Source organism: Bacillus sp. MN7755 (assembly GCF_054771475.1).
The window spans coordinates 231,596-254,652 of record NZ_BTRL01000017.1 but is presented as its reverse complement, the minus strand read 5'-3'; the positions used below and the strand labels follow the sequence as shown (position 1 = coordinate 254,652).

Genomic DNA, 23,057 nt, shown 5'->3' with positions numbered 1-23,057 from the left:
ACAATCAGTTGTAGAAGAAGCACCGATTGCGGAAAAACAACCAGTTGTACAAAAAGAAGAACCAAAACGTGAGAAAAAGCGTCATGTACCATTTAATGTTGTTATGTTGAAACAAGACAGAACGAGATTAATGGAAAGACATGCGGCTAGAACGAATGCAATGCAAGCTTCTATGAGTGAACGAGTAGAGAAGAAGCCCGTACAACAAGTGGCAGTAGACCCACAAGTGGAAGAGAAACCAGTGCAACAAGTGGCAGTGGACCTACAAGTGGAAGAGAAACCAATGCAACAAGTAGTGGTAGACTCACAAGTGGAAGAGAAACCAATGCAACAAGTAGTGGTAGGCTCACAAGTGGAAGAGAAACCAATGCAACAAGTAGTGGTAGGCTCACAAGTGGAAGAGAAACCAATGCAACAAGTAGTGGTAGACTCACAAGTGGAAGAACGCCCAATGCAACAAGGGGTAGTAGAACCACAAGTAGAAGAACGCCCAGTGCAGCAAGTAGTGGTGGAACCACAAGTGGAAGAACAACCGATGCAGCAAATGGTAGTGGAACCACAAGTAGAAGAACAACCAATGCAGCAAGTAGTGGTAGAATCACGAGTGGAAGAACAACCAATGCAGCAAGTAGTGGTGGCCCCACAAGTGGAAGAAAAGCCAGTGCAGCAAGTGGTAGTAGAATCACAAGTGGAAGAACGTCCAGTACAACAAGTAGTGGTAGAGCAAGTACAAAAGCCAATTTCGAGTACGGAAGTACAAGAGAAAGCATATGTTGTAAATCAAAGAGAGAACGATATGCGAAATGTATTGCAAACACCACCGACATATGCTGTTCCGCCATTAACGTTGTTGTCAATTCCACAGCAAGCAGCGTTAGATAATACGGAATGGTTGGATGAACAGAAAGAATTATTAGATACGACGTTTAATAATTTCCATGTTGGCGCACATGTTATTAATGTGTCGCAAGGTCCGGCAGTAACTCGTTTTGAAGTACAGCCAGATCCAGGTGTGAAAGTAAATAAAATTACAAACTTAAGTGATGATATTAAGTTAAGTTTAGCTGCGAAAGATATTCGTATTGAAGCGCCGATTCCAGGGAAGAGTGCGATTGGAATCGAAGTTCCAAATAAAGAGAGTAAGCCAGTATTTCTTCGTGAAATTTTAAGAAGTCCTGTGTTTACAAAGAGTGAATCACCGCTTACAGTTGCGCTTGGACTTGATATTTCAGGCGATCCGATTGTAACGGATATTCGAAAAATGCCACACGGACTTATTGCGGGTGCAACAGGTTCTGGTAAAAGTGTGTGTATTAACGCAATTTTAACGAGCATTTTATATAAAGCGAAACCGCATGAAGTGAAGTTAATGTTAATCGATCCAAAAATGGTTGAGCTTGCACCATACAATTCTGTCCCACATCTTGTAGCACCTGTTATTACGGATGTAAAAGCAGCGACAGCGGCTTTAAAGTGGGCAGTTGAAGAAATGGAGCGTCGTTATGAATTGTTTGCGCACGCTGGTGCTCGTGATTTAACTCGTTACAATACGATTGTAAGTGGGCGAGAAATTCCAGGAGAGACATTACCTTATATCGTTATTGTCATTGACGAGTTAGCCGACTTAATGATGGTAGCACCTGGTGATGTTGAGGAAGCGATTTGTCGTATTGCGCAAAAAGCACGTGCGTGTGGTATTCATTTATTAGTTGCGACGCAGCGTCCATCTGTAGATGTTATTACAGGTTTAATTAAGTCAAACATTCCAACGCGTATTGCGTTTACAGTATCATCTCAAGTTGATTCGCGTACGATTATCGATATTGGGGGCGCGGAAAAATTACTTGGCCGTGGTGATATGTTATTCTTAGGAAACGGTACGTCTAAACCAGTTCGTGTACAAGGTGTATATGTATCGGATGATGAGATTGAGAAAACAGTTGATCATGTGAGAAAGCAAATGAAGCCGAACTACTTATTTAAGCAAGAGGATTTATTAGCGAAAACAGAACAAGCTGAGTCGGAAGACGAATTGTTCTTTGATGCATGTCAATTTGTTGTAGAACAAGGGGGAGCGTCCACATCTTCTGTACAGCGAAAATTCCGCATCGGTTATAATCGCGCGGCACGTCTCATTGAAGAGATGGAATCGCAAGGGATTATTTCTGAAGGAAGAGGAACGAAACCGAGAGATGTCCTTATTTCTGAGGATGAATTCGCTGCTATGCAGGAAACAAATGTATAGGAAATGGTTTTGCTGTATACTAATAGAAAATGTTGGATAGTAAAGTAGGGAGTAAAGCGACATGAAAGAAATTGAATTAAAATTAAAAGGTGAAATAAATAGACTAACAAATAGAACATTTAAATTTGACGAACGTGTTGGAGAAGGTTGGTTCTCTGCCGTTTACTTTTTAAAGACTAGAGAAATCATTGAAGAATTTCGCCCGAAAAGTGTTGTAACGATGCAATTTTTCCAAAAGGAAAATGCAGTTCTTTGCGGAACAGATGAAGTAATTGCATTGCTACAAACATTCGCTAAAAATCCTGAGGAACTTGAAATTAACTCTTTAAAAGATGGCGATAATATTAGTCCATTTGAAACAGTGTTAACAATTCATGGTCCTTATGAAAATTTCGGATTTTTAGAAGGTGTCATTGATGGGATTTTAGCTCGTCGTACATCGGTTGCGACAAACGTATATAACGTTGTCCAAGCTGCACGTAGTGTAGATAAAGAAAAACCAGTTATTTTCATGGGAGACCGTGACGATCATTATACACAACAAGCTGGTGACGGTTATGCAGCATACATCGGAGGTATGAGCGCACAAGCGACGCATGCGATGAATGAATGGTGGGGCAGAAGTGGTATGGGGACAATGCCTCACGCATTAATTCAAATGTTTAATGGTGATGTTGTTGAAGCGGCAAAAGCATATCATAAGAAATTCCCAGAAGATGAATTAGTTGTATTAATTGATTATAATAATGATGTCATTACAGATGCACTTCGCGTAGCGCGTGAATTTGGATCAACATTAAAAGGTGTACGTGTAGATACATCTCGCACAATGATAGATCAATACTTCATTCGCCACCCAGAAGTACTTGGAACATTCGATCCACGTGGTGTAAACCCATCGCTTGTATTTGCACTTCGTAAAGCACTTGATGATGAAGGATTCCAGCATGTAGACATCGTTGTAACTGGTGGATTTGATGAGAAGCGTATTCGTGAATTTGAAGCTCAAAACGTGCCGGTTGATATATACGGGGTAGGAAGTAGCTTATTAAAAATGAATATTGGCTTTACTGGTGATAACGTAGAATTAAATGGAAAACCAGAGGCGAAAGCTGGCCGTAAATATCGTCCGAATCCACGTCTAGAGCGTGTTCAATTAGAAAAAAGAGAAGATATGTAAAAGAGAGAAAAACTGATAGGTGATTGACCCTATCAGTTTTTCTGTTATCATAGTATAGCGGCTTCTTTTTTGCTATAATGGATTTGTTATGGACATAAAAAAGAAGTACGTACGAGTTTATCCTGATAAGTGAAGGGAAGAATAACTTCACTACATCAAAAATGTATGATGATTACCAAAATAAGAAAAGATTCATATACTGTCTTATAGATAGGCCGTTGTATTAGTTCGAAATGTTGGAGGTTCTTTAAGATGACAGTTTACCATTTTGTAGGAATTAAAGGAACAGGAATGAGTTCATTAGCGCAAATTCTTCATGACATGAAGCATACTGTTCAAGGGTCTGATTATGAAAAGCGTTTCTTTACACAAACAGCGTTGGAAAAGCGTAGTATCTCAATCCTTCCTTTTGATAAAAGTAATGTAAAAGAAGGACAAGTGATTATTGCAGGAAATGCATTTCCTGATACGCATGAAGAAATCGTAGCAGCAAAAGAATTAAACATCCCAGTACATCGTTACCATCACTTCTTAGGTGATCTTATGAACCAATACACAAGTGTTGCTGTAACTGGTGCACATGGAAAAACATCAACAACTGGTTTGTTAGCCCATGTAATGCAAGGTGCACACCCTACATCTTACCTTATTGGAGATGGAACAGGGCATGGGGTAGAAAATAGTAAGTATTTTGTATTTGAAGCTTGTGAGTATCGTCGTCATTTCTTGTCTTACAATCCAGACTATGCGATTATGACAAATATTGATTTTGATCATCCGGATTACTTTACAGATATCAATGATGTATTCAGTGCATTCCAAGAGATGGCATTGCAAGTGAAAAAAGGCATTATTGCATGTGGAGATGATGAAGAACTTCAAAAAATTCAAGCGAAAGTACCTGTTATTTTCTATGGATTTGGAGAAGATAATGATTTCCAAGCACGTAACATTCAAAAGAGAACAGATGGTACTATTTTCGATGTATTCGTTCGTAATACGTACTATGACACGTTCAAAATTACAGGATACGGCAACCACAGCGTATTAAATGCATTAGCAGTAATCGCGCTTTGCCATTATGAAAACGTTGATGTAGAAGCAGTTAAGCATCAGCTAACAACTTTTGAAGGCGTAAAACGTCGCTTTAATGAAAAGCCGATGGGAGAGCAAGTTATTATCGATGACTACGCACACCATCCGACAGAAATTAATGCAACGATTGAAGCAGCTCGTCAAAAACATCCAGAGCGTGAAGTTGTCGCTGTATTCCAGCCGCACACATTCTCACGTACAGAAAAGTTCTTAGATGAGTTCGCTGAAAGCCTAAGCAAAGCTGACCAAGTATACTTATGTGATATTTTCGGATCAGCGCGCGAAAACAAAGGTGAATTAACAATCGAAGATCTGCAGAAGCGTATTGACGGTGCAGAACTAATTACAGATACAACAACGGATGTATTAAAGAAACATAAAAACGGCGTTCTCATTTTCATGGGCGCAGGAGACATCCAAAAATTCGAAGCAGCTTACGTAAAAGAAGTTCAAGTTGCAGAGAAGTAATAGAAAAGACGCATAGCTGTGGCTGTGCGTCTTTTTTTGTTGTGTTCGATATATTTAAAAAGCGTTGATATGTTGGTATTGTTTATTCTTTTTGTATAGTTGTTTTAATAAAATGATATATATAGAACTAAAAAGTACATATCCAATTAAATAATAGAATGAAAACATATCGAATTGTTTTGTTATCATAATTCGAATCGCGAAAAATGCAAATGGAAGAGCAATTGAAGCGCTAGTAACAAAGGAAATCACTGTTTTAAAAAATTTTAATTGATTTGTATTCCAATGGTTTTCTCTACAGATGAACCAAATGTTGCTTGCGATAAAGGCTAGTACAAATGGTAAATTAGCTGAAATATTTACAAAACCAAGTGCGATAGGTACTGATAAAGCAACAAGTGGGGCAACTGATAGTCCTGTAAAGTATTTAATAAATGCATTTGTAGATTGTTGTGCATCTTGAATAACGTCAGTATATTCTGCTGCAATTTCCTTTGCTAGTTCTTTTGAAGGAAGAAATTCTGCAATCACTTGTGAAGGGATGTTTGCTGATGGTATCCTTTCACTTTCTTTACTTAATGCATTTTCGTATAAATCGGATTTGATTTCTAGCATATGTTGTTCTCGTGCTGAGGTAGGTAAGTTCATTAAACCTTTGTGAAGGTCATGTAAGAAAGAAGCTATGAGTTCATTTGCAAAGAATTGTTCTTTGTTCATTTTTTATCATCTCCTGTAGCTAGTAACATTAGAGCTTGATACACTGCATCATAATCATGTAAGCGGCTATTTAAAATTTCTCTCCCTTCGTCTGTAATTCGATAGTATTTTCTTTTTGGTCCATCACCGGACTCTTCCCAATAGGAAACAGCCCAATTGTTTTTCGTGATTCGATTTAATATAGGATAAATCGAACCGTTTGGGATATGAAACACAGGGATATCTTGTAATGCACTTGTAATTTCGTATCCGTACATAGGTTGTTTGCTTATTAAAGACAATATAGCGAGATCAAAAACACCTTTACGTAATTGAATTATAAAATTATCATTTTTTTCCATACTTTCACTATATATGATTCATATCTAGATATCAATCGTATATAGTTATTATTCTTATGTAAAACAGGAAAAGTTCAAATATTTAACAATTTATATTTTTAAGTGTTAGAATAATAAGAAAACTAAAAGGAGCTAAAAACCATGTTCACACTCCGAGTAGACGAAGAAATCGAACTACAACTATTAGAAAAACATCATAAAGAGGAACTATATCAATTAATAAATCAAAACCGTAACCATTTAAGAAGATGGCTTCCTTGGGTAGATGGGATGAAATCTGCTGATGCTTATGATGAGATTTGTCCGATGTGGTTAAAGAAGTTTGCAGAGGGAGACGGTTTTGAAAGTGGTATACGTTATAAAGGAAAGCTCGTTGGGATGGTAGGTATTCATCCAGTAAGTTGGGGGAAGAAAGCAGCGAGTCTTGGGTATTACCTTGCAGAAGATGCTGGCGGGAAAGGTATTATGACGCGTAGCGTGAAGGCTGTACTTCACTATGCATTTGAGAATTTAAAATTAAATAAAATGGAAATTAGATGCGGTGTTGAAAATGTGAAAAGCCGCGCTATTCCAGAGCGTTTAGAGTTTAAGTTAGATGGTATTTTAAGAGATGAAGAATGGTTATATGATCATTTTCACGATATCGCTGTATATAGTTTACTAGCTTCAGAGTGGATAGAGATTCAAGATAAGTAAGAAATGTTATAGGTATATTCTTTAAGAAGGTCATTCAGAAATGGCCTTTTTTTATGAACTAAAATGGAATTAATGGTATAATTTAGGATAGTAGGTGCGTGTATGAATTTTCCAATCCACAGAAGTAAGTCAGTAGTAATTTTTGTTTGTCTCACGTTAGCCTTTATGTTTGTATATCCACTTGTCATGATTGTCACAAATAAATCCCAGTGGATGTCAGCTTTAATTGGGATGGGTTTATGCCTTATTGTAAATGTGCCACTCGTTTGGGAAGTATTTATTAAAAAGCATAAAGTAGAAAATGGTGTATTAAAGTACGGCATTTTAAATGATGATGTTGTATTAAAAGATATAAGAGTTGTTCGTCAAGTTGGAAAATACCTTGAAATTACTACGAATGCATACAAAGTACATATGGTTGCGATGCCACAAGATAGGAATGAATTTTTGGCGCTTATCGAGAAAGAGAATCCAAATGTAAAAATAGAAATGGTAGGTAAGAAATGAAATATGTAAAACCTTTGTTTTGCTTGGAAATTTTATTTGTGCTTGTTGGTTGCACTAGAGTATATATGAAATGGAATCTGCCTTTATATGTTCCAATATTAATTGATACTATCGCAGTGGCGCTTTTATATTATTTTCATTTTCAGCAAACAAAAAGCGAGAAAAGTAGCTCTATGTAGTTAGGAGGATTAGAAATGAAAAAAGTCCTTATGTTATTTTTACTTCTGCTAACCGCATCCGTTCTTTTAATGGGATGTAGTACGAAGAAGGAAAAGGCAGATATGAACTTAGAAAAGGCACAAAAAGTTGAAATTGAATCACTTACTGATTCAAGTGAGAAAAAAGTAATTACCGATAAGAAAGAAATTGAAAAGCTGTTTGAAGTCATGAAAATGGATAAGTGGGAAATGCAATCGGCTCCTTTGGATACTCCGCAAGGGAAAACATTTACAATGTATCAAGAAGATACACCAAAATTATCGGAGTCGAGTAAAGATAAAAAAGAGTTACATGAAATTGGTGTGATGACAGTATATAAAGATGTCCCGTATGTGGAAGTTGAAATGAAAAATAAGAAAATGAGTTTTAAAGTGCCAGAAGATGTGGCGAAAGAGTTATTAGAGTATTAATAAAAAAACGCTCGGAGAAAATCCCGAGCGTTTTTATTATTATTTTAAGTTCTCTGGGTTTAAAGCTTCTAGTTCAGGTACAACGAAGCGTCCGTCTTTACGGATTAGTACGTCGTCGAAGTAAATTTTGCCGCCGCCGTATTCAGGACGTTGAATGCATACTAAATCCCAGTGAATGTTCGAGTTGTTGCCGTTCCATGCATCGTCGTAAGCTTGTCCAGGAGTGAAGTGGAAGCTGCCATCGATTTTTTCATCGAATAGGATATCTCCCATTGGATGTAAGATGTATGGGTTTACGCCGATTGCGAACTCACCAACGTAGCGTGCGCCTTCATCTGTATCGAAGATTTTGTTAATGCGTTCTGTATCGTTTGCAGTTGCTTCAACAATTTGGCCGTTCTCAAACTTAAGTTGTACATTTTCAAATGTATAACCGTTGTAAGGAGATGGTGTGTTGTAAGAAACCGTACCGTTAACAGAATCACGAACTGGTGCAGAGTATACTTCACCGTCTGGAATGTTTAAATGACCTGAGCATTTAATAGCTGGAATGTCTTTAATAGAGAATGTTAAGTCAGTTCCAGGACCAGTTAAGCGAACTTTATCTGTTTTATTCATTAATGTAACAAGGCTATCCATCGCCTTATCCATTTTACCGTAATCTAAGTTACAAACTTCGAAGTAGAAATCTTCGAAAGCTTCTGTGCTCATTTTAGCAAGCTGTGCCATAGAAGCATTTGGGTAGCGAAGAACAACCCAGCGTGTTTTTGGAACGCGGATGTCTCTATGAACTTTCTTACCAACTGTTTGACCGTGAATTTGCATTCTTTCACTTGGCACGTCAGCTTGTTCGTTAATGTTATCGCCAGAGCGAAGACCGATATAAGCGTCCATATCTTTCATTACGCTTGCTTCATACGCAGCGATTTGTTCGAAATGTTCTTCAGTAGCACCCATTAATAAAGAGCGATCTACTTGATGATCTTTTAAAGAAACGAATGGGAAACCACCAGCTGCATATGCTTCTTTTACAAGTGCAGTTACAAGTTCTTTTTGTAAGCCAAAGTTTTCAATTAATACTTTTTCACCTTTTTGTAAGCGGATAGAGTAGTTAATTAAATTGTATGCTAACTTTTCAATGCGTGGATCTTTCATATGTAAAGCCTCCCTACTAATTATGTATCCTCCCCTATTGTAACCTACTTAGTGGAATTTGTTGAATCATTTATGTTAAAGTTAACGAATAAGTATGAAAATTCTAATGAAAAGATAGGGATTAGAACGAAACGGAAAATGATTGTATAATAGGGGAAAGTATGAAAAAGATAAAGGAAGTGATGAAATGCAAGTTCTTTTATATGTAAGTGCAGCTATTATCGCGGTTGCTTTCGCTGTATTAGTAGTGTATGTATGCAGAACGTTGTTATCGGTTCAGAAGACGTTAGAAAACGTTGCAAGCACGTTAGAAGGTTTAGAAAAGCAAATGCAAGGGATTAGCGTAGAGACGGAGCAATTATTACATAAAACAAATGCGTTAGCTGATGACATCCAACAGAAATCACAATCATTAAATAAAGTGGTATCGGGTGTAGATGGAATTGGAACGACAATCCATTCTTTAAATACGAAACTTCGTAATGTATCAGAGTCTGTTACGGACGAAATTGAAAATAATGCAGATAAAGTAGCGCAAGTTGTACAGTGGAGTAGCGCAGCAATTGAAGTATACAATCATTATCGTTCGACAAGACAAGAGAAAAAGGTTGAAAAAGAAGAGCGTAAATTAGAAAGACTCGAGAAAAAAGCTGAAAAGAAAGAGAAGCGTTCTAGACTTCGTATGAGAGGTGAATCGTGATGAATATGACAAAAGTTGAAACAATTGAAGAGCTTGAAGTATTAGTAGAAAAAAACGAGCCTTATGTTCTTTTTAAACATAGTACGACATGCCCGATTAGTCATGGTGCCTATACAGAATTTCAAGCGTATTGTAGTGAAGAAAGAGCGGTACCAGCGTATTACTTATACGTACAAGATGCGAGAGATGTTTCGAATCGTGTTGCAGAACAGTACAGCATGAAACATGAATCTCCGCAAGTTTTATACATAAAAGATGGGATGGTAGTATGGAATACATCTCATTGGAATATTAAAAAAGATGCTTTAGAAGAGAATATTAAATAAAAAGAAGCAAGCGAAAGGTGCTTGCTTCTTTTTTTTGTTTTTGTTGAAATATATTTAATGGTAAACTGTTAATAGTTCAAACTAAATAACTAGATTGTTGAAAGTAGGTTTTAAGTAATGAAGAAAATGGCATTATCTTTCGCGGTCGTAAGTCTATTACTAGGAGCTTGTAGTAATGATACGATTAGTAAGAAGGATGAAGTTATACAGAAAGATACGAAAGAAAAAAGCATGATCCCGAGAACTGCTGTTTCTAAAGATTATTATAGAACTGTAATCCCTTTAAAAGAACAAAAGGTTATAAATACAGCTAATATAAAAACAAATTCTAAATTAGATTTAGCAGAGTATGAAAATGGTTTAATGAATATTGCAAAAGAGCAATTTGATACAGAAAATCATGTGCTTCAATTAAATCAGTATATTCCTGAGAAGTTAGTTGATGAACTAGTCGGCAAAGTAGAAGCACCCGTTTTGACAAATATTATAGAACAAGACTATTTCGGGAAGCAGAATTCAAACGAACTAAGTTTATCTGGTGTTATGATTGGTTTAGCTATGTCTTCAAGCGTATCGAATGAAGAAGCAATGTCTAAGGGGACCGAAGTTGCCAAGCAACTTATTGAAGCTATTCATAAAAATGACAAGTATAATAAATCCCCAATTACGTTTGCTATCTTTAAGCAAGAAAGTACAAGTTCTTTAAAAAATGGTACGTATATTGCTAGTGCTACCGTTCAAAAAAATGATACGAATCTTGGAAATTGGAATACGATTGAAGAAAAAGCGTATTCATATCCTTCTGATGAATTTACACAAGCACATGGAGAAGATAATACAAAAATAAATAACTTTGCTAAGGCAATGAAAGATTTTTCTCCTGGAGATTTTATCCCAGTAAATGCTAAGGTTTCTTATAAGAAAGATCAAATGGATACATTAAATATGAATATTGTTATTAAATATAACGGTAAAACAGAATTAATGGCCCTTACCCAACTGGCTGCTCAAAGTATGTTAGAACAATTACCGAAAGGTGCAAAAGTGCAATTACAGATAAAGTCCGAGAATAAAATCGAGGCAATTGTTATAAAAGAGAAAAACAGCGATAAACCGTTTGTTTCCTTCTTGTAAAAAAAGACAGTGTTTAAACTGTCTTTTTTTATTTTAAATGAAAGTGTACGTTGTTTGTTGAGAGAGGATTTGAAAATTGTATATATATCAGCTATAAAGTAACATATAAGAATTTGAAAGAGCGATGCCTTATACGCGTCATATTTCCGCTGTGCCGATTTTAAAGAAAGAAACCTATTTACCCCTGGCGTTGTCGATATAACGCATTCTACAGGACGCCGTGATCTTCTATTGTCAGTTGTGAAGTACTTCCAGATCCAGCGCATCAAATGACTGACATTGTCGATTTTTGTTGGTAAGTCGATATATTTGGAAAATCGCTGATATAATTGGAGTTGTGATCGATATATTTGGAAAATCGCTGATATATTTTGAGCTGCGATCGATATATTAAAAAAATCGCCGATATAAATTTCATTTACTATCGTACTGCTTAAAATAAGGTTCCTACTTATGAAACATCTATATTTTTACAAAAAATGCCCTTTTTTTCATAAAAAATACGAAAATACGAGAAAAGAAGCGAATTTTTTCGAAACTTTTGCGGGAAAATATTGTATGAGCCTGCGTTTTTATCGTATCATTAGTAAAAGGAAGAACTCGGGACGATTGGTGGCATCTGCAAATAGAGTTGATGTCTTTTTTTCATTCAAGTAACCGATACATAAAAATAGATAACAAAAATAGAAGGAGTGTGCGATGAGATGAACGTAACAATCTATGATGTAGCGCGCGAAGCGAACGTTTCAATGGCTACCGTATCACGCGTTGTGAACGGTAACCCAAATGTAAAGCCTACAACAAGAAAGAAAGTATTAGAAGCAATTGATCGTTTAGGATACCGCCCAAATGCGGTAGCACGTGGACTAGCAAGTAAGAAGACAACTACAGTAGGTGTTATTATTCCTGATATCTCAAATACATTTTATGCAGAACTTGCTCGTGGAATTGAAGATATCGCAACGATGTACAAATATAACATCATTTTAAGTAACTCTGACCAAAACAAAGAGAAAGAGTTCCATTTATTAAATACGATGCTTGGAAAACAAGTAGACGGAATTGTTTTCATGGGTGAAGATATTACAGACATTCACATTGAAGAATTCAAAAAGTCTCCAGTACCAATCGTATTAGCAGCGTCATTTGATGAGCAAAATGAAACGCCATCAGTAAATATCGATTATACACAAGCAGCTTACGACGCAATGAAGCACTTTATTGAGCAAGGACATAAGCGTATCGGTTTCGTCTCTGGTCCTTTCATTGATAAAGCGGGAAGCGCGAAGAAGTTACAAGGTTATAAAAAAGCTCTAGAAGAAGTAGGTATTTCATATGATGAAAATCTTGTAATTGATGGAGATTACACATATGATTCAGGTATCGAAGCTTTCGAAAAGCTTTGGAGCAGTGATGAGAAGCCAACAGCGATCTTCGTATCTTCTGACGAAATGGCACTAGGTGTAATTCATGCAGCACAAGACGCTGGATTAAACGTACCAACTGATGTAGAAGTACTTGGTTTCGATAATACACGCCTTGCATTAATGGTACGTCCACAGCTTTCAACAGTTGTACAACCAATGTATGATATCGGTGCAGTAGCAATGCGTCTATTAACAAAGTATATGAACAAAGAAAAAGTGGAAGATCACACTGTTATCTTACCTCACCGTATCCAATTTAGAGATTCAACGAAGTAAGTATAAAAAAGCTCACAGCATTTGCTGTGAGCTTTTATTCATATTCAGGGTAGTATGCTTTTAATACGGTATCTACCGTTTCATTTTTCTTAACGTGTAAAAATCTTGCGTACAATTCTTTTCCCGTTTCAAATGGTGTATCGTCTAATTCAAACACATGCAATACTTTTCGAAACGTCCACGTTACTTGCTCACCGTACATATTATCGTACGATTCTTCAGAGTGTATAGCTATCTTTTCACCTAATTCGTGAGCTTCCTCTATACTGTTTGCCTTAACAAGAATAATACTTTCTTCAAAAAGTGTATCGTGACTCTCTTCATAATGCTCATCAATTTTCGTAGGATCAGGCTCACCAGAATGAACAGATTCAAACAATAATTTTACAGCGTACATTTGGGAAATCTCCTTATGCCGAATGTTTCATTTTATAAACAATACTTGCTACAAGTGAAGCTGGTATTGTAAAGACGTTACTTTGATCATGATAGTGTATTTGGGATTCTTCATAAGACATGTTGTCATATAGTTCGTTTTGTGAGGCATTCATTTTTTTCTGTTTTTCTTTGAGCATCTTCATATAGTTATACTGTATTGGTACGAGAATGATGAAATAGGCTAATACGATTAGTGAAATCCAGATCATTATGAACACTCCCTTATAAAGAATATTTGTATATGATAATTATATCAATTAATAGAAAAATAACCATTTTTAATTGGGGCTAATTTTCTTCTAGAAATGCGAACAGTTCCTCTTGGTTGCTTAAATTGCGATCAATACATGTTTGTGCAACACATTTTAACCCTTGTAATAATGCTTCTATGTGCAAAGTATCGTACTGAATTGTATTTCCCTCTATCATCGTTTCGTCTTTTTCTAAGTTAATTGATATTTTTAGTACAGCTTTATTGCTTTGTAGATTTACAACTTCGATATAAAAAAACTGTTTGTCTAAGTCAATCGTAACATAATCGAATCGTTCGACTAACTCTAAATCCCCTACAGTAGTATATTCCAAATGAACCACTCCTCATTGTGTAAGTGTATGTTGTAATGCTTTCGCTACAGTTGGGGGTATTCCTTGTTATATGTCACATAAGTGCAAATTCAACTATTATAGGGCAATGTCATGTATAATAGAAAGAAAAGGTTTGTGAGGGGGGAGAAAAGATGATCGTTCTTTGGATAATTACGCTTTGTATGACTGCTATTTTTGCATATATGACGTTAAAACAAAATGGCTTAAAGCGATTTGTTCCAGGAAGTATTCTTGCAGGAATTGCCCTTATCACGTATGTAATTTCTATTTTTATTGAAAGTGTATCAGTAGATATGAGCACAAGTTTAATGTTTATGGGTATTACACTATTTGCAGGTAGTATTATGGTACTTATGGTTGCTGGTATTATTTTATTTATTCATATGAATTCGGAAACGTTATAGCATATAGAAAAGGCATGTCCCGAGGGGGCATGCCTTTTTATCCGTTCAATTATGCTCTATCTTTAGAAGAATTTTGTTGTTTTAATAAGTCGCGAATTTCGCCAAGAAGTTCTTCTTCTTTTGTTGGTTCTGGAATTTCTTCCTCTTTTTCTTCTTCTCTTTTAGATGTTAGTTTGTTGAATACTTTAACAAACATAAAGATAGCCGCTGCAATAATTAAGAAATCAAAAATAGTTTGGATGAAGTTACCATACATAATAGATGACTTACCAAATGTAATTTTTAAATCTGTAAAGTCAACGCCACCTAATACCATACCAAGTAATGGTGTGATGATATCTTTTACTAAAGAACTAACGATTTTACCGAATGCAGCACCGATTACAACCCCGACAGCTAAATCGATTACATTCCCTTTGAATGCGAATTTTTTAAACTCGTTCCACATGTGTTAATCCCATCCTTTCCACGATTCATTATGAAATTTATAATTCCTATCAACATATTCTATAGAAATTTGCGAGAGAAATAAAGGGGAAATGGGAATGAAAGTAAATTCTGAAAAATGTATCCGTTTTACTTTTTGTTTACAGATTGTAATAGAGATTGGAGCAATTGCTGCGTTTTTAATCCTTCTAAACCATCTACTAATGGCTTTGTGTCTCCGTGTACACATTCAATAAAATGATGAACAGCATCTTCAAAACCGCGCTGTTTTAACGTCGTATCCCATGATGGTGAACCGCTTTGTGAAACAGAGTTTTCCTCTTCAACTTCAAATGTATTCATATTTTTTACACGAATGATTTTCCCTGTCGTTACAAGTTCAATTTGTTCTAAATTTGTACCGGCATGGCGGTGCATCGCTGTAGAAAGTAACAGTCCACTTGGAGTTGTATATGTATGATGTCCGTAAAGAAGTTCATTCTTTTCATTGATTTGCATCATATTGTGAACGATGTTAAGGTCATCATTAGCTAACCAGCGAGCAGTATCTACAATATGTAAGTAATCATCTAACATCGTAAAGTCGTACGTATATGGCCCGACTTTATTTGAACGGTGTTTTTCAATTCGAATCCACGAAATATCATGAGCTTGCTCTTTTGCCGCAACGTACATAGGAACGAAGCGGCGATTAAATCCGACCATTAACTTTCGATTGTACTGTTCGCTCAATTCGACTAGTTTCTCAGCTTGTTCCACTGTAGCAGCTAACGGCTTATCTACATAAACATCGATTCCTTTTTTCAGAAGTTCAGAAACAATTTCATAATGCGTAGCAGTTGAACTATGAACGAAGATTGCATCGCATTCCGAAGCTAACGTTTCAATAGAATGAAAGTCTTGAATACGGTATTGCTGGCAAACTTGTTTCCTTTTCTCCGCGTTAGGTGTAAACGCCCCTACAAAATTCCAATCTGTTTCTTTTGTAAGTGTTGGAAGATAGGCTTTTTGTGCAATACTTCCAAGTCCAATCATCCCAATTTTAGGTTTGTTCATGCTTATTCCCACCCTATTAATATTGATGTAACGGCTTAAATGTAGCATAGGGTGGGGGAGGAAGGCAAAAATTAGCTTTTTACTTATGTCCTTCTAACAAAATCTTTTCTATCTCTTTAAAGTTATGAGCGCGAGCATGCTCTAGCGGGGTAACCCCATCATTGTCTGGAATATTTACATCTGCACCGTGTTCAATAAGAAGACGAATGACTTGTTGTTGTGTTTCATTTCCGTTACTTAGTACGATGGCTTCCATTAAAGCTGTCCATCCGAGGTTATTTACATGGTTTACATCGATATTTGTTCGCGTGAGGAGTTCTTTTATAACATCAATATAGCCATGTTCTGAGGCTGGAATAAGAGCTGTACCGCCGTATCGATTCGTAAGCGTTGGATCTGCGCCAGCATCAATCGTTAGTTTTAAAATATCCAAGTAACCCTCAGCACCAGCGTAAAGAAAGGGATTGTTTTTCATATCATCTTGGATATTTACGTCGGCCCCAGCATCGATAAGCGCTTTGGCGGTTTTTACATCATTTTTGTATGTAGCAATCATAAGAGGAGTACGTCCTTTATTGTCTGTTATATTTATGTCAGCCCCTTTTTTGAGTAACGATATAACAGTATTCGTTTCTTGTTTCTCAGTAGCTGTTAGTAGCGCGGTCTCCATGTTTGTCATCTCCTTTTTAACTTCTTGTTCTTGCGAGCATCCTTGCAAAAAAATTACACAACATATCATGCTTAATGTTTTTTTGAACATGGAATCTCAACCTCCTAATTTCAACTGTAAAATAAGAACATTAAATTTTTATAAACTGACGCTAAAATTACTATAAAATCGCTTGAGTATTTGAACATATATTTTTATGCTTATTAGTAATAAGGTTTGATAAAGTGAGGATGTAACATATGTCTATTAAAACAAGGTTTTTATTTTCTTATATCGCTGTCATTTTCGTTTCTATTACGCTTATATTAGTTGCAGGATTTTTAATCGTTTTTTCGATAACAGGTGATTTGGAGTCAGTGAAAAATTTCTATAAAAGTTCTTACATTCAAAAGCCACTTACACCAGAAGAAGAGAATGCGTATATTGAGTTGAAGTCGGCAGCAAAGAAACATCAATCTCAACTATTAGATGAATCGTTCGTTTCATCACTTGAAAAAGAAGGGGTGAAAATAGTTGTAAGAAAGGGAGAGACCATTTCTTATACTACAAAAGTATTTGAAAGTGTATCTTTAAAAGAAGCTCTTCCAAAATTTGAATCAGCAAATATTAATAGTCGTGGTACAACGGAACTAGGTGATACATTTTATCGATATGTAAAGTTTGATTTTTATTTTCCTCAGGAAGAAGAGGGGAGTATATTTGTATTAAAAAAGCAAAGTTCATTTGTAGATCTTACACAAAAATTATTTCCGATTTTGTTTGTATCACTTTTACTGTTAGCCGTGTTGCTTATTGGATTATTAAGTTATCTCGTCTCAAGAAGTGTGATAAAACCAATCTTTGTATTGAAAGATGCGACTGAGAAAATTAAAGAAGGAAATTTAGATTTTCAAATACCAGTTACATCGCACGATGAGATAGGGCAATTGAATCAAGGATTTGAAGAAATGAGAAAGAAATTAAAAGAGTCGATAGAGATACAAACGCAGTATGAAGAAAATCGAAAAGAGCTCATTTCAAACATCTCTCATGATTTAAAAACACCGATTACATCTATTATCGGATATGTAGAAGGAATAAAAGACGGGGTAGCAAATACACCAGAAAAAATGGATAAGTACTTAACGACTATCCATACGAAAGCAAGACATATGGATACACTCATTGATGAATTATTTTTATTTTCAAAGCTCGATTTGAATCGAGTTCCATTTCAGTTTGAAACGGTTGAATTAAATATGTTTATGCAAGAATTAATAGAAGAGATGCAGATGGATTTAAGTAAAGAAGGTATAGAAGTTAACTTACAATTACATGCATCACCATTATATGTAACGGCTGATTGCGAAAAGATAAATAGAGTGATATCAAATTTAATTCATAATAGTGTGAAATATATGGATAAAGAAGAAAAGAAAATTACTGTAACAGTATGGAGTGATAACAATAAAGTTATTGTGAAAGTAATGGACAACGGATCAGGTATCGAATCTGATACACTTCCTTATATTTTTGAACGGTTTTATCGTGCAGAGCAATCGCGAAATTCTAGTACAGGTGGAAGTGGACTTGGCTTAGCAATAGCGAAGCAAATTGTTGAAGAACATGGCGGGAATATTTGGGCGGAAAGCGAGCTTGGGAAAGGCACAAATATTTTCTTCTCATTGGAAAAAGTAGAGAAATGTGGTGAGTAATTTGAAAAGAATTTTACTAATAGAAGACGAAGTAAGCATTGCAGAATTACAGCGAGATTATTTAGAAATTAGTGATTTTCAAGTTGATGTAGAACACTCTGGAGAAACAGGTTTACAAATGGCTCTGCAAGAAGACTACGATTTAATTATTTTAGATATTATGCTTCCAAAGATGAATGGATTTGAAATTTGTAAGCAAATTCGAGCTATAAAAGATATTCCGATTTTACTTGTTTCAGCAAAGAAGGAAGATATAGATAAAATTCGCGGGCTCGGTTTAGGAGCGGATGATTATATAACGAAACCGTTTAGCCCAAGTGAATTAGTCGCAAGGGTAAAAGCCCATATTTCTCGTTATGAAAGATTATCAGGAAATGTAAGTAAGCAACGCGATACGTTATATATTCACGGAATTTCTATTGATCAAAGGGCGAGAAAAGTTTTTATAAACAATGAAGAAATTGCGTTTACAACGAAGGAATTTGATTTATTAACATTCTTTGTAACGCATCCAAACCAAGTATTAAATAAAGAACAGTTATTTGAACGTATTTGGGGATTAGACTCTGCTGGTGATTTAGCCACTGTTGTCGTTCACATTAGAAAATTACGTGAAAAAATTGAAAGAGATCCCGCTCACCCACAATATATTGAAACAGTGTGGGGAGCTGGTTATCGTTTTAATGTGTAGGGAACCTGCCGAGTAATTGGCAGGTTTTTTTGTATGTTATTCGAACAAAAAAGAAAAATAGGAAATTTATGTTAAAGTATAAAGAGGAATAAAAATAGGAGAGCATGAGAGGGAGTGCTACATTTTGGGGGAGACATTAAAAGATAATAAATCAAGCAAGGTTTTAAAAATTGGAACTAATATCATACTTATCTTATTAATTATTGGTGCAATACAAATGTTTTTTGATGAAGATTATACGAATGATCATTTCGGTGGGTTATTTATGATGGTCTTTTTTGGAATTAAAATAATTTCTAGTTTTATGATAAGTTTAAAAGAAGGAGATAAAAAGGCAGTATTACTCGATGTGGGTTTAGTTGTTATTTCTTGTGTTCTTTTAGTTGTTTTTAGTATGAAATATTTCTTCTAAAAATTAAGCTCATAGTCATATAGAGACTTTGAGCTTTTTGTCATTGTTTAGACTTCCTTAATAATAACGGTACTGACGTAATAATTTATAAAATGCTTGAGTAGTAGAAGTAAACTGAGCAGCTTCTTCTAAAAAAGGATAATGGTTGCTGTCCTCAAATGGAACGAATATAGAATTACGTATACCCTCATGCAACTCAATAGAATACTGAATCGGGCATTGCACATCGTGTCGTCCGCACATAATAAGGGTCTTTGTATTGATAGAAGGTAAATACTCTCTTAAATCAAATAAAGGATATTCTTTATTGAAAGCGTTCATCCGGCTAGCAGACATTATTTTTGTGATTGGTTTATCAAAATAAGAATTGTAGTTTTCTGGTTTATACAATGATAAATTTGTTCTCTTCGTAGATAATTCTTTTCGTTCTTCATTTGTAAGGTGAGGGCTTTTTAAGTTTTCAATGAGTTGTTGCATATAATGAAACTGAGGATGTTCCGGATGATAAATACAAAATGGTGTTTCTGTATAGTTACTTGCTGCGGCTCCAACCACGACTAATGATTGTAAGGATTTTGGATATGTGATTGCATATAAAATTCCAAGCATACCGCCAGTTGAATGGCCAGCGAAATGCCATGTGGAAAATTGCAAAGCTTCTTTAATTGCTTCTAAGTCGTGAATCGTTTCAATCATACTTAATTCGTGTTCTGAATTGGTTTTTGCTGAGTTACCAGCGTCTCGTAAATTAATGAGGAATACAAGATGCGTAGAAGTGAAAACATCCGCAAAATAATCGCCAGTTTTATTAAATTGTGAATAGTGATGTGTAATGCAAAGTGGTTCGCCACTGCCTTTAGTAAAAAGCTCGAATGTGCCACGTTTCGTGTGGATCATTTGTTGTTTCCACATAATATCACGACCTTTCCTCATGAAAATTGGGCCAGACTGTGACTAAATGAAAATATATCAGCGATTATTGGAATATATCGGCGCAACTCAAAATATATCAGCGATTATCAGAATATATCGGCGGAACCTGAAATATATCAGCGATTATTAAAATATATCGACTTACCGACAGAAACCGACAATAAATAAAAGGAGGCTATTCAAAAACGAGCCTCCTTTTCGTTTAGTACAAAGATTTTGTCATATTATTCCGAATAATTTCAAGGGATTTCGCTACAGTTAATGCATTCTTTTCTTCAATTTCTGGTTTACGGGGGATAGGTTTATACATGTTGTCTGGATCTTCCCATGTGAGGGGAAGTTCTGTTTCTGCTTGTCCTTTCCAAGCGTCAATCCATTCTGGAGGGAGATAACCTGAGATGTTTTGGATGTTGTTCATTTCGAGCCAAATGAGTGCCCAAGCTCTTGGGACGACGCGCCAGTGGTCATAGCCACCGCCGCCGACAGCAATCCAGCGACCGTCGCAATATTCATTAGCGATTTCGCGAGCAAGCTTTGGTATTTCACGGTAAATATTCATCGTTGCGCAAAGGTGTGTAAGTGGGTCGTAATAATGTGCATCGGCTCCGTTTTGCGTTAAAATAATATCCGGTTTAAAGTATGCGGCAACTTCTTTTACGACAGTTCGATATGAATCTAAAAACGATTCGTCTTCTGTAAAAGCATCGAGTGGAACGTTAAAAGAATAACTATAGCCATTACCTTGTCCGCGCTCATTTACAGCGCCAGTTCCGGGGAATAAATAACGCCCCGTTTCATGTAAGGAAATGGTACATACGTTAGGGTCGTCGTAAAAAGACCATTGTACACCATCACCGTGATGAGCATCTGTATCAATATATAAAACACGTAAACCGTATTTTTTCTGTATATATTTCATTGCGATGGAACTATCGTTATAGATGCAAAAGCCAGATGCCTTGCCGCGGAAACCGTGATGTAAGCCACCGCCTAAATTAAGCGCGTGTTTTACTTTCCCTGAAAGAACAGCATCGACAGCAGTTAACGTACCGCCAACGAGTAATGCGCTTGCTTCGTGCATATTTGGAAACATCGGTGTATCTTCTGTTCCGAGCCCATATGTCATCGCAATTGATTTTTCTAACTTACCTTCTCCAGCACGTTTTACCGCATTTATGTACTCCTCTGTATGAACGTAGGCAATCTCTTCATCTGTAGCCATCCGTGGTGAGATGATTTGAGAGGGAGAGATAAAACCGCCTTTTTGTAATAAATCATACGTAAGTGTGACGCGCAGTTGGTTAAAGGGATGATCAGGGCTAAACGAATAGCCCCGAAAGTCATCCGAATAAATAAACGCGCTACTCATGCTTGCATCCCCATGATGTTCGGCCATAATACGCGGTAGCCTTCTGCTTCAAGTGCATCAATCACTTTTAGCGGATTCATGGTTTGAATGCGGAAAACGAGTACTTTATCATTCTCATCTTTTGCTGGGTAGACGAGAACGCTCACGATATTTATTTGCAAATCACTAAAAATAGCAACGACTTTTCCAAGAATACCAGGTTCATTTTTTACTTGAATTTCAATTTGTGAACTTGGTTGATGTGCTCCTGTTAATTTCACTAACGTGTGCAGTACAGTGGATTCAGAAATGATTCCAACTAACTTTCCAGCCTTTGTTACAGGAAGGCACCCTATTTTATTTTCAAAAAATAAGGTGGCAATTTCCTCAACGAAATCAAGAGGATGGCAAGTCATAACAGGTTGTTTCATAATAAGGTCGAGCGGTTGTTTCAGCATAGCGAGTGGAACTTGTTCATCAAGAATTGATGGACTTGCATCTCTTACATCCCGATCAGAAATAATGCCTACGACATGATTATTTTGATCGACAATTGGAATGTGCCGAATGCCTTTCGTGCGTATCGTTCGGATTGCTGTTTCGATTGTATCGTTTGGGTGTAGTGTCACCACATCTTGATTCATAATTTCTTCTACAATCATTCCAGTTGCCCCCTTTATTTAGTACATAAAACGATTGTGAAAACGTAGACGATCAAATGCTTGAATAGAATCCGTATCAACGCGTTTACCGATGCGGACCATTAAACAGTTAGCGGGATGCGAGCAAATTTCAGGATCATCTGTAGCCATCCATTGTAAGCCACCAGCATTCATCATCTTTTCCATTACTTTTCGATATTCCCAAACATTTAAGCCTGTTTGTTTTAAATCCCAGTGCCAATAATATTCAGTCGTCAATATAATGTAATCTTCCATATAATCGTCCATCATTGAAACCTCTAATAAGTTCTTTCCGACAGCGCATCCGCGGAAGGCTGGGACTACTTCAATTGCCCCGAGTTCAATTAAGTTTTCGATTTTTCCTTCTGACCATCGTTCGAGCGGATCAGGATATAAATATGTAACATATCCAACGATTGTTTGGTTATGTCTAGCAATAATGAGACGAGCTTCTGGTAATTTAGAAATTTCGACAATTGCTTTATACTGCTGCTCGGCAGGACGAAACGCAACTAAATCTGGATGAAATTCATACATTTCTAAGTTATGTGTAGAGACAGGACCTTCAATAATTAAAGTGCCTTTCGCTGTTTTTAAGTTTCTAGCATTATATATTTTTTTATGAATCAATGTATTGCTCACCACCTTGAGGGTTTGTGAATCTATTAATATCGTACTTTATAATATATGCGATGTGAATCGAATTTTGTCATTAAAAATTTGTCTAAAAATCAACAAATATACTGAAAATTTTAAATAATATCATTATAATAGATAAT

Annotated in this window: 28 protein-coding genes and 1 pseudogene; 16 read left to right on the top strand and 13 right to left on the bottom strand. The window is 36.1% G+C overall.

Translation table 11 applies throughout. The annotated features are described in order from the left end of the window. The 3 genes from ACYVEC_RS20565 to murC form a co-directional block, all read left to right on the top strand. Positions 1-2,245: DNA translocase FtsK (locus tag ACYVEC_RS20565; protein WP_460508093.1), on the top strand; the 2,245-nt coding region annotated here is incomplete at its 5' end. A gap of 61 nt (positions 2,246-2,306) precedes the next feature. After that, the gene (locus ACYVEC_RS20560; RefSeq protein ID WP_063222453.1) at positions 2,307-3,425 is read left to right on the top strand and encodes a nicotinate phosphoribosyltransferase; all 1,119 of its coding nucleotides are present in this window, start codon (positions 2,307-2,309) and stop codon (positions 3,423-3,425) included. A 252-nt stretch (positions 3,426-3,677) separates the two neighbouring features. Next, entirely contained in the window at positions 3,678-4,988 is a 1,311-nt protein-coding gene (gene murC / locus ACYVEC_RS20555) for a UDP-N-acetylmuramate--L-alanine ligase (protein ID WP_060632578.1), read from the top strand. 54 nt (positions 4,989-5,042) lie between these two features. On the opposite strand, the gene ACYVEC_RS20550 is transcribed toward murC, so the two are convergent. Next, positions 5,043-5,705: a hypothetical protein gene (locus ACYVEC_RS20550; protein WP_063222454.1), complete on the bottom strand. Its 663-nt coding sequence runs from the start codon at positions 5,703-5,705 to the stop codon at positions 5,043-5,045. Continuing rightward, entirely contained in the window at positions 5,702-6,046 is a 345-nt protein-coding gene (locus tag ACYVEC_RS20545; protein WP_063222455.1) for a PadR family transcriptional regulator, read from the bottom strand. The genes ACYVEC_RS20550 and ACYVEC_RS20545 overlap by 4 nt, the downstream gene beginning before the upstream one ends. Before the next feature lie 141 nt (positions 6,047-6,187). Here ACYVEC_RS20545 and ACYVEC_RS20540 point away from each other — a divergent pair, with 141 nt between their 5' ends. From ACYVEC_RS20540 to ACYVEC_RS20525, 4 genes are all read left to right on the top strand, one after another. Next, complete coding sequence (locus tag ACYVEC_RS20540; protein ID WP_063222456.1) at positions 6,188-6,742, top strand: GNAT family N-acetyltransferase; 555 nt, start codon at positions 6,188-6,190, stop codon at positions 6,740-6,742. 102 nt (positions 6,743-6,844) lie between these two features. Further along, a complete protein-coding gene (locus ACYVEC_RS20535; protein ID WP_063222457.1) occupies positions 6,845-7,249 on the top strand; it encodes a PH domain-containing protein in 405 nt (134 codons plus the stop codon). After that, positions 7,246-7,428 (top strand): hypothetical protein, encoded by a 183-nt coding sequence (locus tag ACYVEC_RS20530; protein WP_063222458.1) that lies wholly within the window; start codon positions 7,246-7,248, stop codon positions 7,426-7,428. The genes ACYVEC_RS20535 and ACYVEC_RS20530 overlap by 4 nt, the downstream gene beginning before the upstream one ends. A gap of 15 nt (positions 7,429-7,443) precedes the next feature. Beyond that, positions 7,444-7,878 (top strand): hypothetical protein, encoded by a 435-nt coding sequence (locus ACYVEC_RS20525; RefSeq protein ID WP_063222459.1) that lies wholly within the window; start codon positions 7,444-7,446, stop codon positions 7,876-7,878. A gap of 39 nt (positions 7,879-7,917) precedes the next feature. Here ACYVEC_RS20525 and ACYVEC_RS20520 read toward each other — a convergent pair whose 3' ends face one another. Next, positions 7,918-9,033 carry an aminopeptidase gene (locus ACYVEC_RS20520; protein ID WP_098555668.1) on the bottom strand — a complete coding sequence of 372 codons (1,116 nt, stop codon included), beginning with the start codon at positions 9,031-9,033 and terminating at the stop codon, positions 7,918-7,920. A gap of 187 nt (positions 9,034-9,220) precedes the next feature. On the opposite strand from ACYVEC_RS20520, the gene ACYVEC_RS20515 reads away from it, so the two are divergent. The 5 genes and pseudogenes from ACYVEC_RS20515 to ccpA all read left to right on the top strand — a co-directional run bounded on the left by ACYVEC_RS20515 (position 9,221) and on the right by ccpA (position 12,896). Beyond that, a complete protein-coding gene (locus tag ACYVEC_RS20515; protein WP_080468442.1) occupies positions 9,221-9,733 on the top strand; it encodes a DUF948 domain-containing protein in 513 nt (170 codons plus the stop codon). Next, positions 9,733-10,059, top strand: coding sequence for a bacillithiol system redox-active protein YtxJ (ytxJ, locus tag ACYVEC_RS20510; RefSeq protein WP_063222461.1), 327 nt, complete (start codon positions 9,733-9,735; stop codon positions 10,057-10,059). The genes ACYVEC_RS20515 and ytxJ overlap by 1 nt, the downstream gene beginning before the upstream one ends. A gap of 117 nt (positions 10,060-10,176) precedes the next feature. Further along, complete coding sequence (locus ACYVEC_RS20505) at positions 10,177-11,193, top strand: CamS family sex pheromone protein (protein WP_098555667.1); 1,017 nt, start codon at positions 10,177-10,179, stop codon at positions 11,191-11,193. Positions 11,194-11,305: 112 nt separating this feature from the next. Further along, positions 11,306-11,439: pseudogene (locus ACYVEC_RS20500) on the top strand (bifunctional 3-deoxy-7-phosphoheptulonate synthase/chorismate mutase); the annotation flags it as partial. 458 nt (positions 11,440-11,897) lie between these two features. Continuing rightward, entirely contained in the window at positions 11,898-12,896 is a 999-nt protein-coding gene (ccpA, locus tag ACYVEC_RS20495) for a catabolite control protein A (protein WP_063222463.1), read from the top strand. Positions 12,897-12,930: 34 nt separating this feature from the next. On the opposite strand, the gene ACYVEC_RS20490 is transcribed toward ccpA, so the two are convergent. The 3 genes from ACYVEC_RS20490 to dhp61 form a co-directional block, all read right to left on the bottom strand. Further along, the gene (locus ACYVEC_RS20490) at positions 12,931-13,293 is read right to left on the bottom strand and encodes a DUF4288 domain-containing protein (RefSeq protein ID WP_098555665.1); all 363 of its coding nucleotides are present in this window, start codon (positions 13,291-13,293) and stop codon (positions 12,931-12,933) included. Positions 13,294-13,306: 13 nt separating this feature from the next. Then, positions 13,307-13,543 carry a DUF3949 domain-containing protein gene (locus tag ACYVEC_RS20485; RefSeq protein WP_063222465.1) on the bottom strand — a complete coding sequence of 79 codons (237 nt, stop codon included), beginning with the start codon at positions 13,541-13,543 and terminating at the stop codon, positions 13,307-13,309. A 79-nt stretch (positions 13,544-13,622) separates the two neighbouring features. Beyond that, on the bottom strand, positions 13,623-13,919 hold the full coding sequence (gene dhp61, locus ACYVEC_RS20480) for a protein Dhp61 (RefSeq protein WP_063222466.1): 297 nt from the start codon (positions 13,917-13,919) through the stop codon (positions 13,623-13,625). 152 nt (positions 13,920-14,071) lie between these two features. Here dhp61 and ACYVEC_RS20475 point away from each other — a divergent pair, with 152 nt between their 5' ends. Next, positions 14,072-14,344 carry a DUF3917 domain-containing protein gene (locus ACYVEC_RS20475; protein WP_000636592.1) on the top strand — a complete coding sequence of 91 codons (273 nt, stop codon included), beginning with the start codon at positions 14,072-14,074 and terminating at the stop codon, positions 14,342-14,344. A 49-nt stretch (positions 14,345-14,393) separates the two neighbouring features. On the opposite strand, the gene mscL is transcribed toward ACYVEC_RS20475, so the two are convergent. From mscL to ACYVEC_RS20460, 3 genes are all read right to left on the bottom strand, one after another. Then, positions 14,394-14,792 (bottom strand): large-conductance mechanosensitive channel protein MscL, encoded by a 399-nt coding sequence (mscL, locus tag ACYVEC_RS20470; RefSeq protein ID WP_000267001.1) that lies wholly within the window; start codon positions 14,790-14,792, stop codon positions 14,394-14,396. A gap of 128 nt (positions 14,793-14,920) precedes the next feature. Beyond that, complete coding sequence (locus tag ACYVEC_RS20465) at positions 14,921-15,847, bottom strand: Gfo/Idh/MocA family protein (protein ID WP_275719069.1); 927 nt, start codon at positions 15,845-15,847, stop codon at positions 14,921-14,923. Positions 15,848-15,926: 79 nt separating this feature from the next. After that, positions 15,927-16,607: an ankyrin repeat domain-containing protein gene (locus ACYVEC_RS20460; RefSeq protein WP_063222468.1), complete on the bottom strand. Its 681-nt coding sequence runs from the start codon at positions 16,605-16,607 to the stop codon at positions 15,927-15,929. Between the two features lie 149 nt (positions 16,608-16,756). On the opposite strand from ACYVEC_RS20460, the gene ACYVEC_RS20455 reads away from it, so the two are divergent. The 3 genes from ACYVEC_RS20455 (at position 16,757) to ACYVEC_RS20445 (ending at position 19,314) form a co-directional block, all read left to right on the top strand. Then, a complete protein-coding gene (locus ACYVEC_RS20455) occupies positions 16,757-18,211 on the top strand; it encodes a sensor histidine kinase (protein WP_275719068.1) in 1,455 nt (484 codons plus the stop codon). Position 18,212: 1 nt separating this feature from the next. Continuing rightward, positions 18,213-18,902 (top strand): response regulator transcription factor, encoded by a 690-nt coding sequence (locus ACYVEC_RS20450; protein WP_063222470.1) that lies wholly within the window; start codon positions 18,213-18,215, stop codon positions 18,900-18,902. A 124-nt stretch (positions 18,903-19,026) separates the two neighbouring features. After that, positions 19,027-19,314: a hypothetical protein gene (locus ACYVEC_RS20445; RefSeq protein WP_063222471.1), complete on the top strand. Its 288-nt coding sequence runs from the start codon at positions 19,027-19,029 to the stop codon at positions 19,312-19,314. A 57-nt stretch (positions 19,315-19,371) separates the two neighbouring features. On the opposite strand, the gene ACYVEC_RS20440 is transcribed toward ACYVEC_RS20445, so the two are convergent. The 4 genes from ACYVEC_RS20440 to acuA form a co-directional block, all read right to left on the bottom strand. Beyond that, the gene (locus ACYVEC_RS20440; RefSeq protein ID WP_080468435.1) at positions 19,372-20,247 is read right to left on the bottom strand and encodes an alpha/beta fold hydrolase; all 876 of its coding nucleotides are present in this window, start codon (positions 20,245-20,247) and stop codon (positions 19,372-19,374) included. 202 nt (positions 20,248-20,449) lie between these two features. Continuing rightward, positions 20,450-21,616, bottom strand: coding sequence for an acetoin utilization protein AcuC (gene acuC / locus ACYVEC_RS20435; RefSeq protein WP_080468436.1), 1,167 nt, complete (start codon positions 21,614-21,616; stop codon positions 20,450-20,452). Continuing rightward, the gene (locus ACYVEC_RS20430) at positions 21,613-22,257 is read right to left on the bottom strand and encodes an acetoin utilization AcuB family protein (protein ID WP_000634565.1); all 645 of its coding nucleotides are present in this window, start codon (positions 22,255-22,257) and stop codon (positions 21,613-21,615) included. The genes acuC and ACYVEC_RS20430 overlap by 4 nt, the downstream gene beginning before the upstream one ends. 18 nt (positions 22,258-22,275) lie before the next feature. Beyond that, the gene (gene acuA, locus ACYVEC_RS20425) at positions 22,276-22,908 is read right to left on the bottom strand and encodes an acetoin utilization protein acetyltransferase AcuA (protein WP_199677851.1); all 633 of its coding nucleotides are present in this window, start codon (positions 22,906-22,908) and stop codon (positions 22,276-22,278) included. Positions 22,909-23,057: the final 149 nt, after the last annotated feature.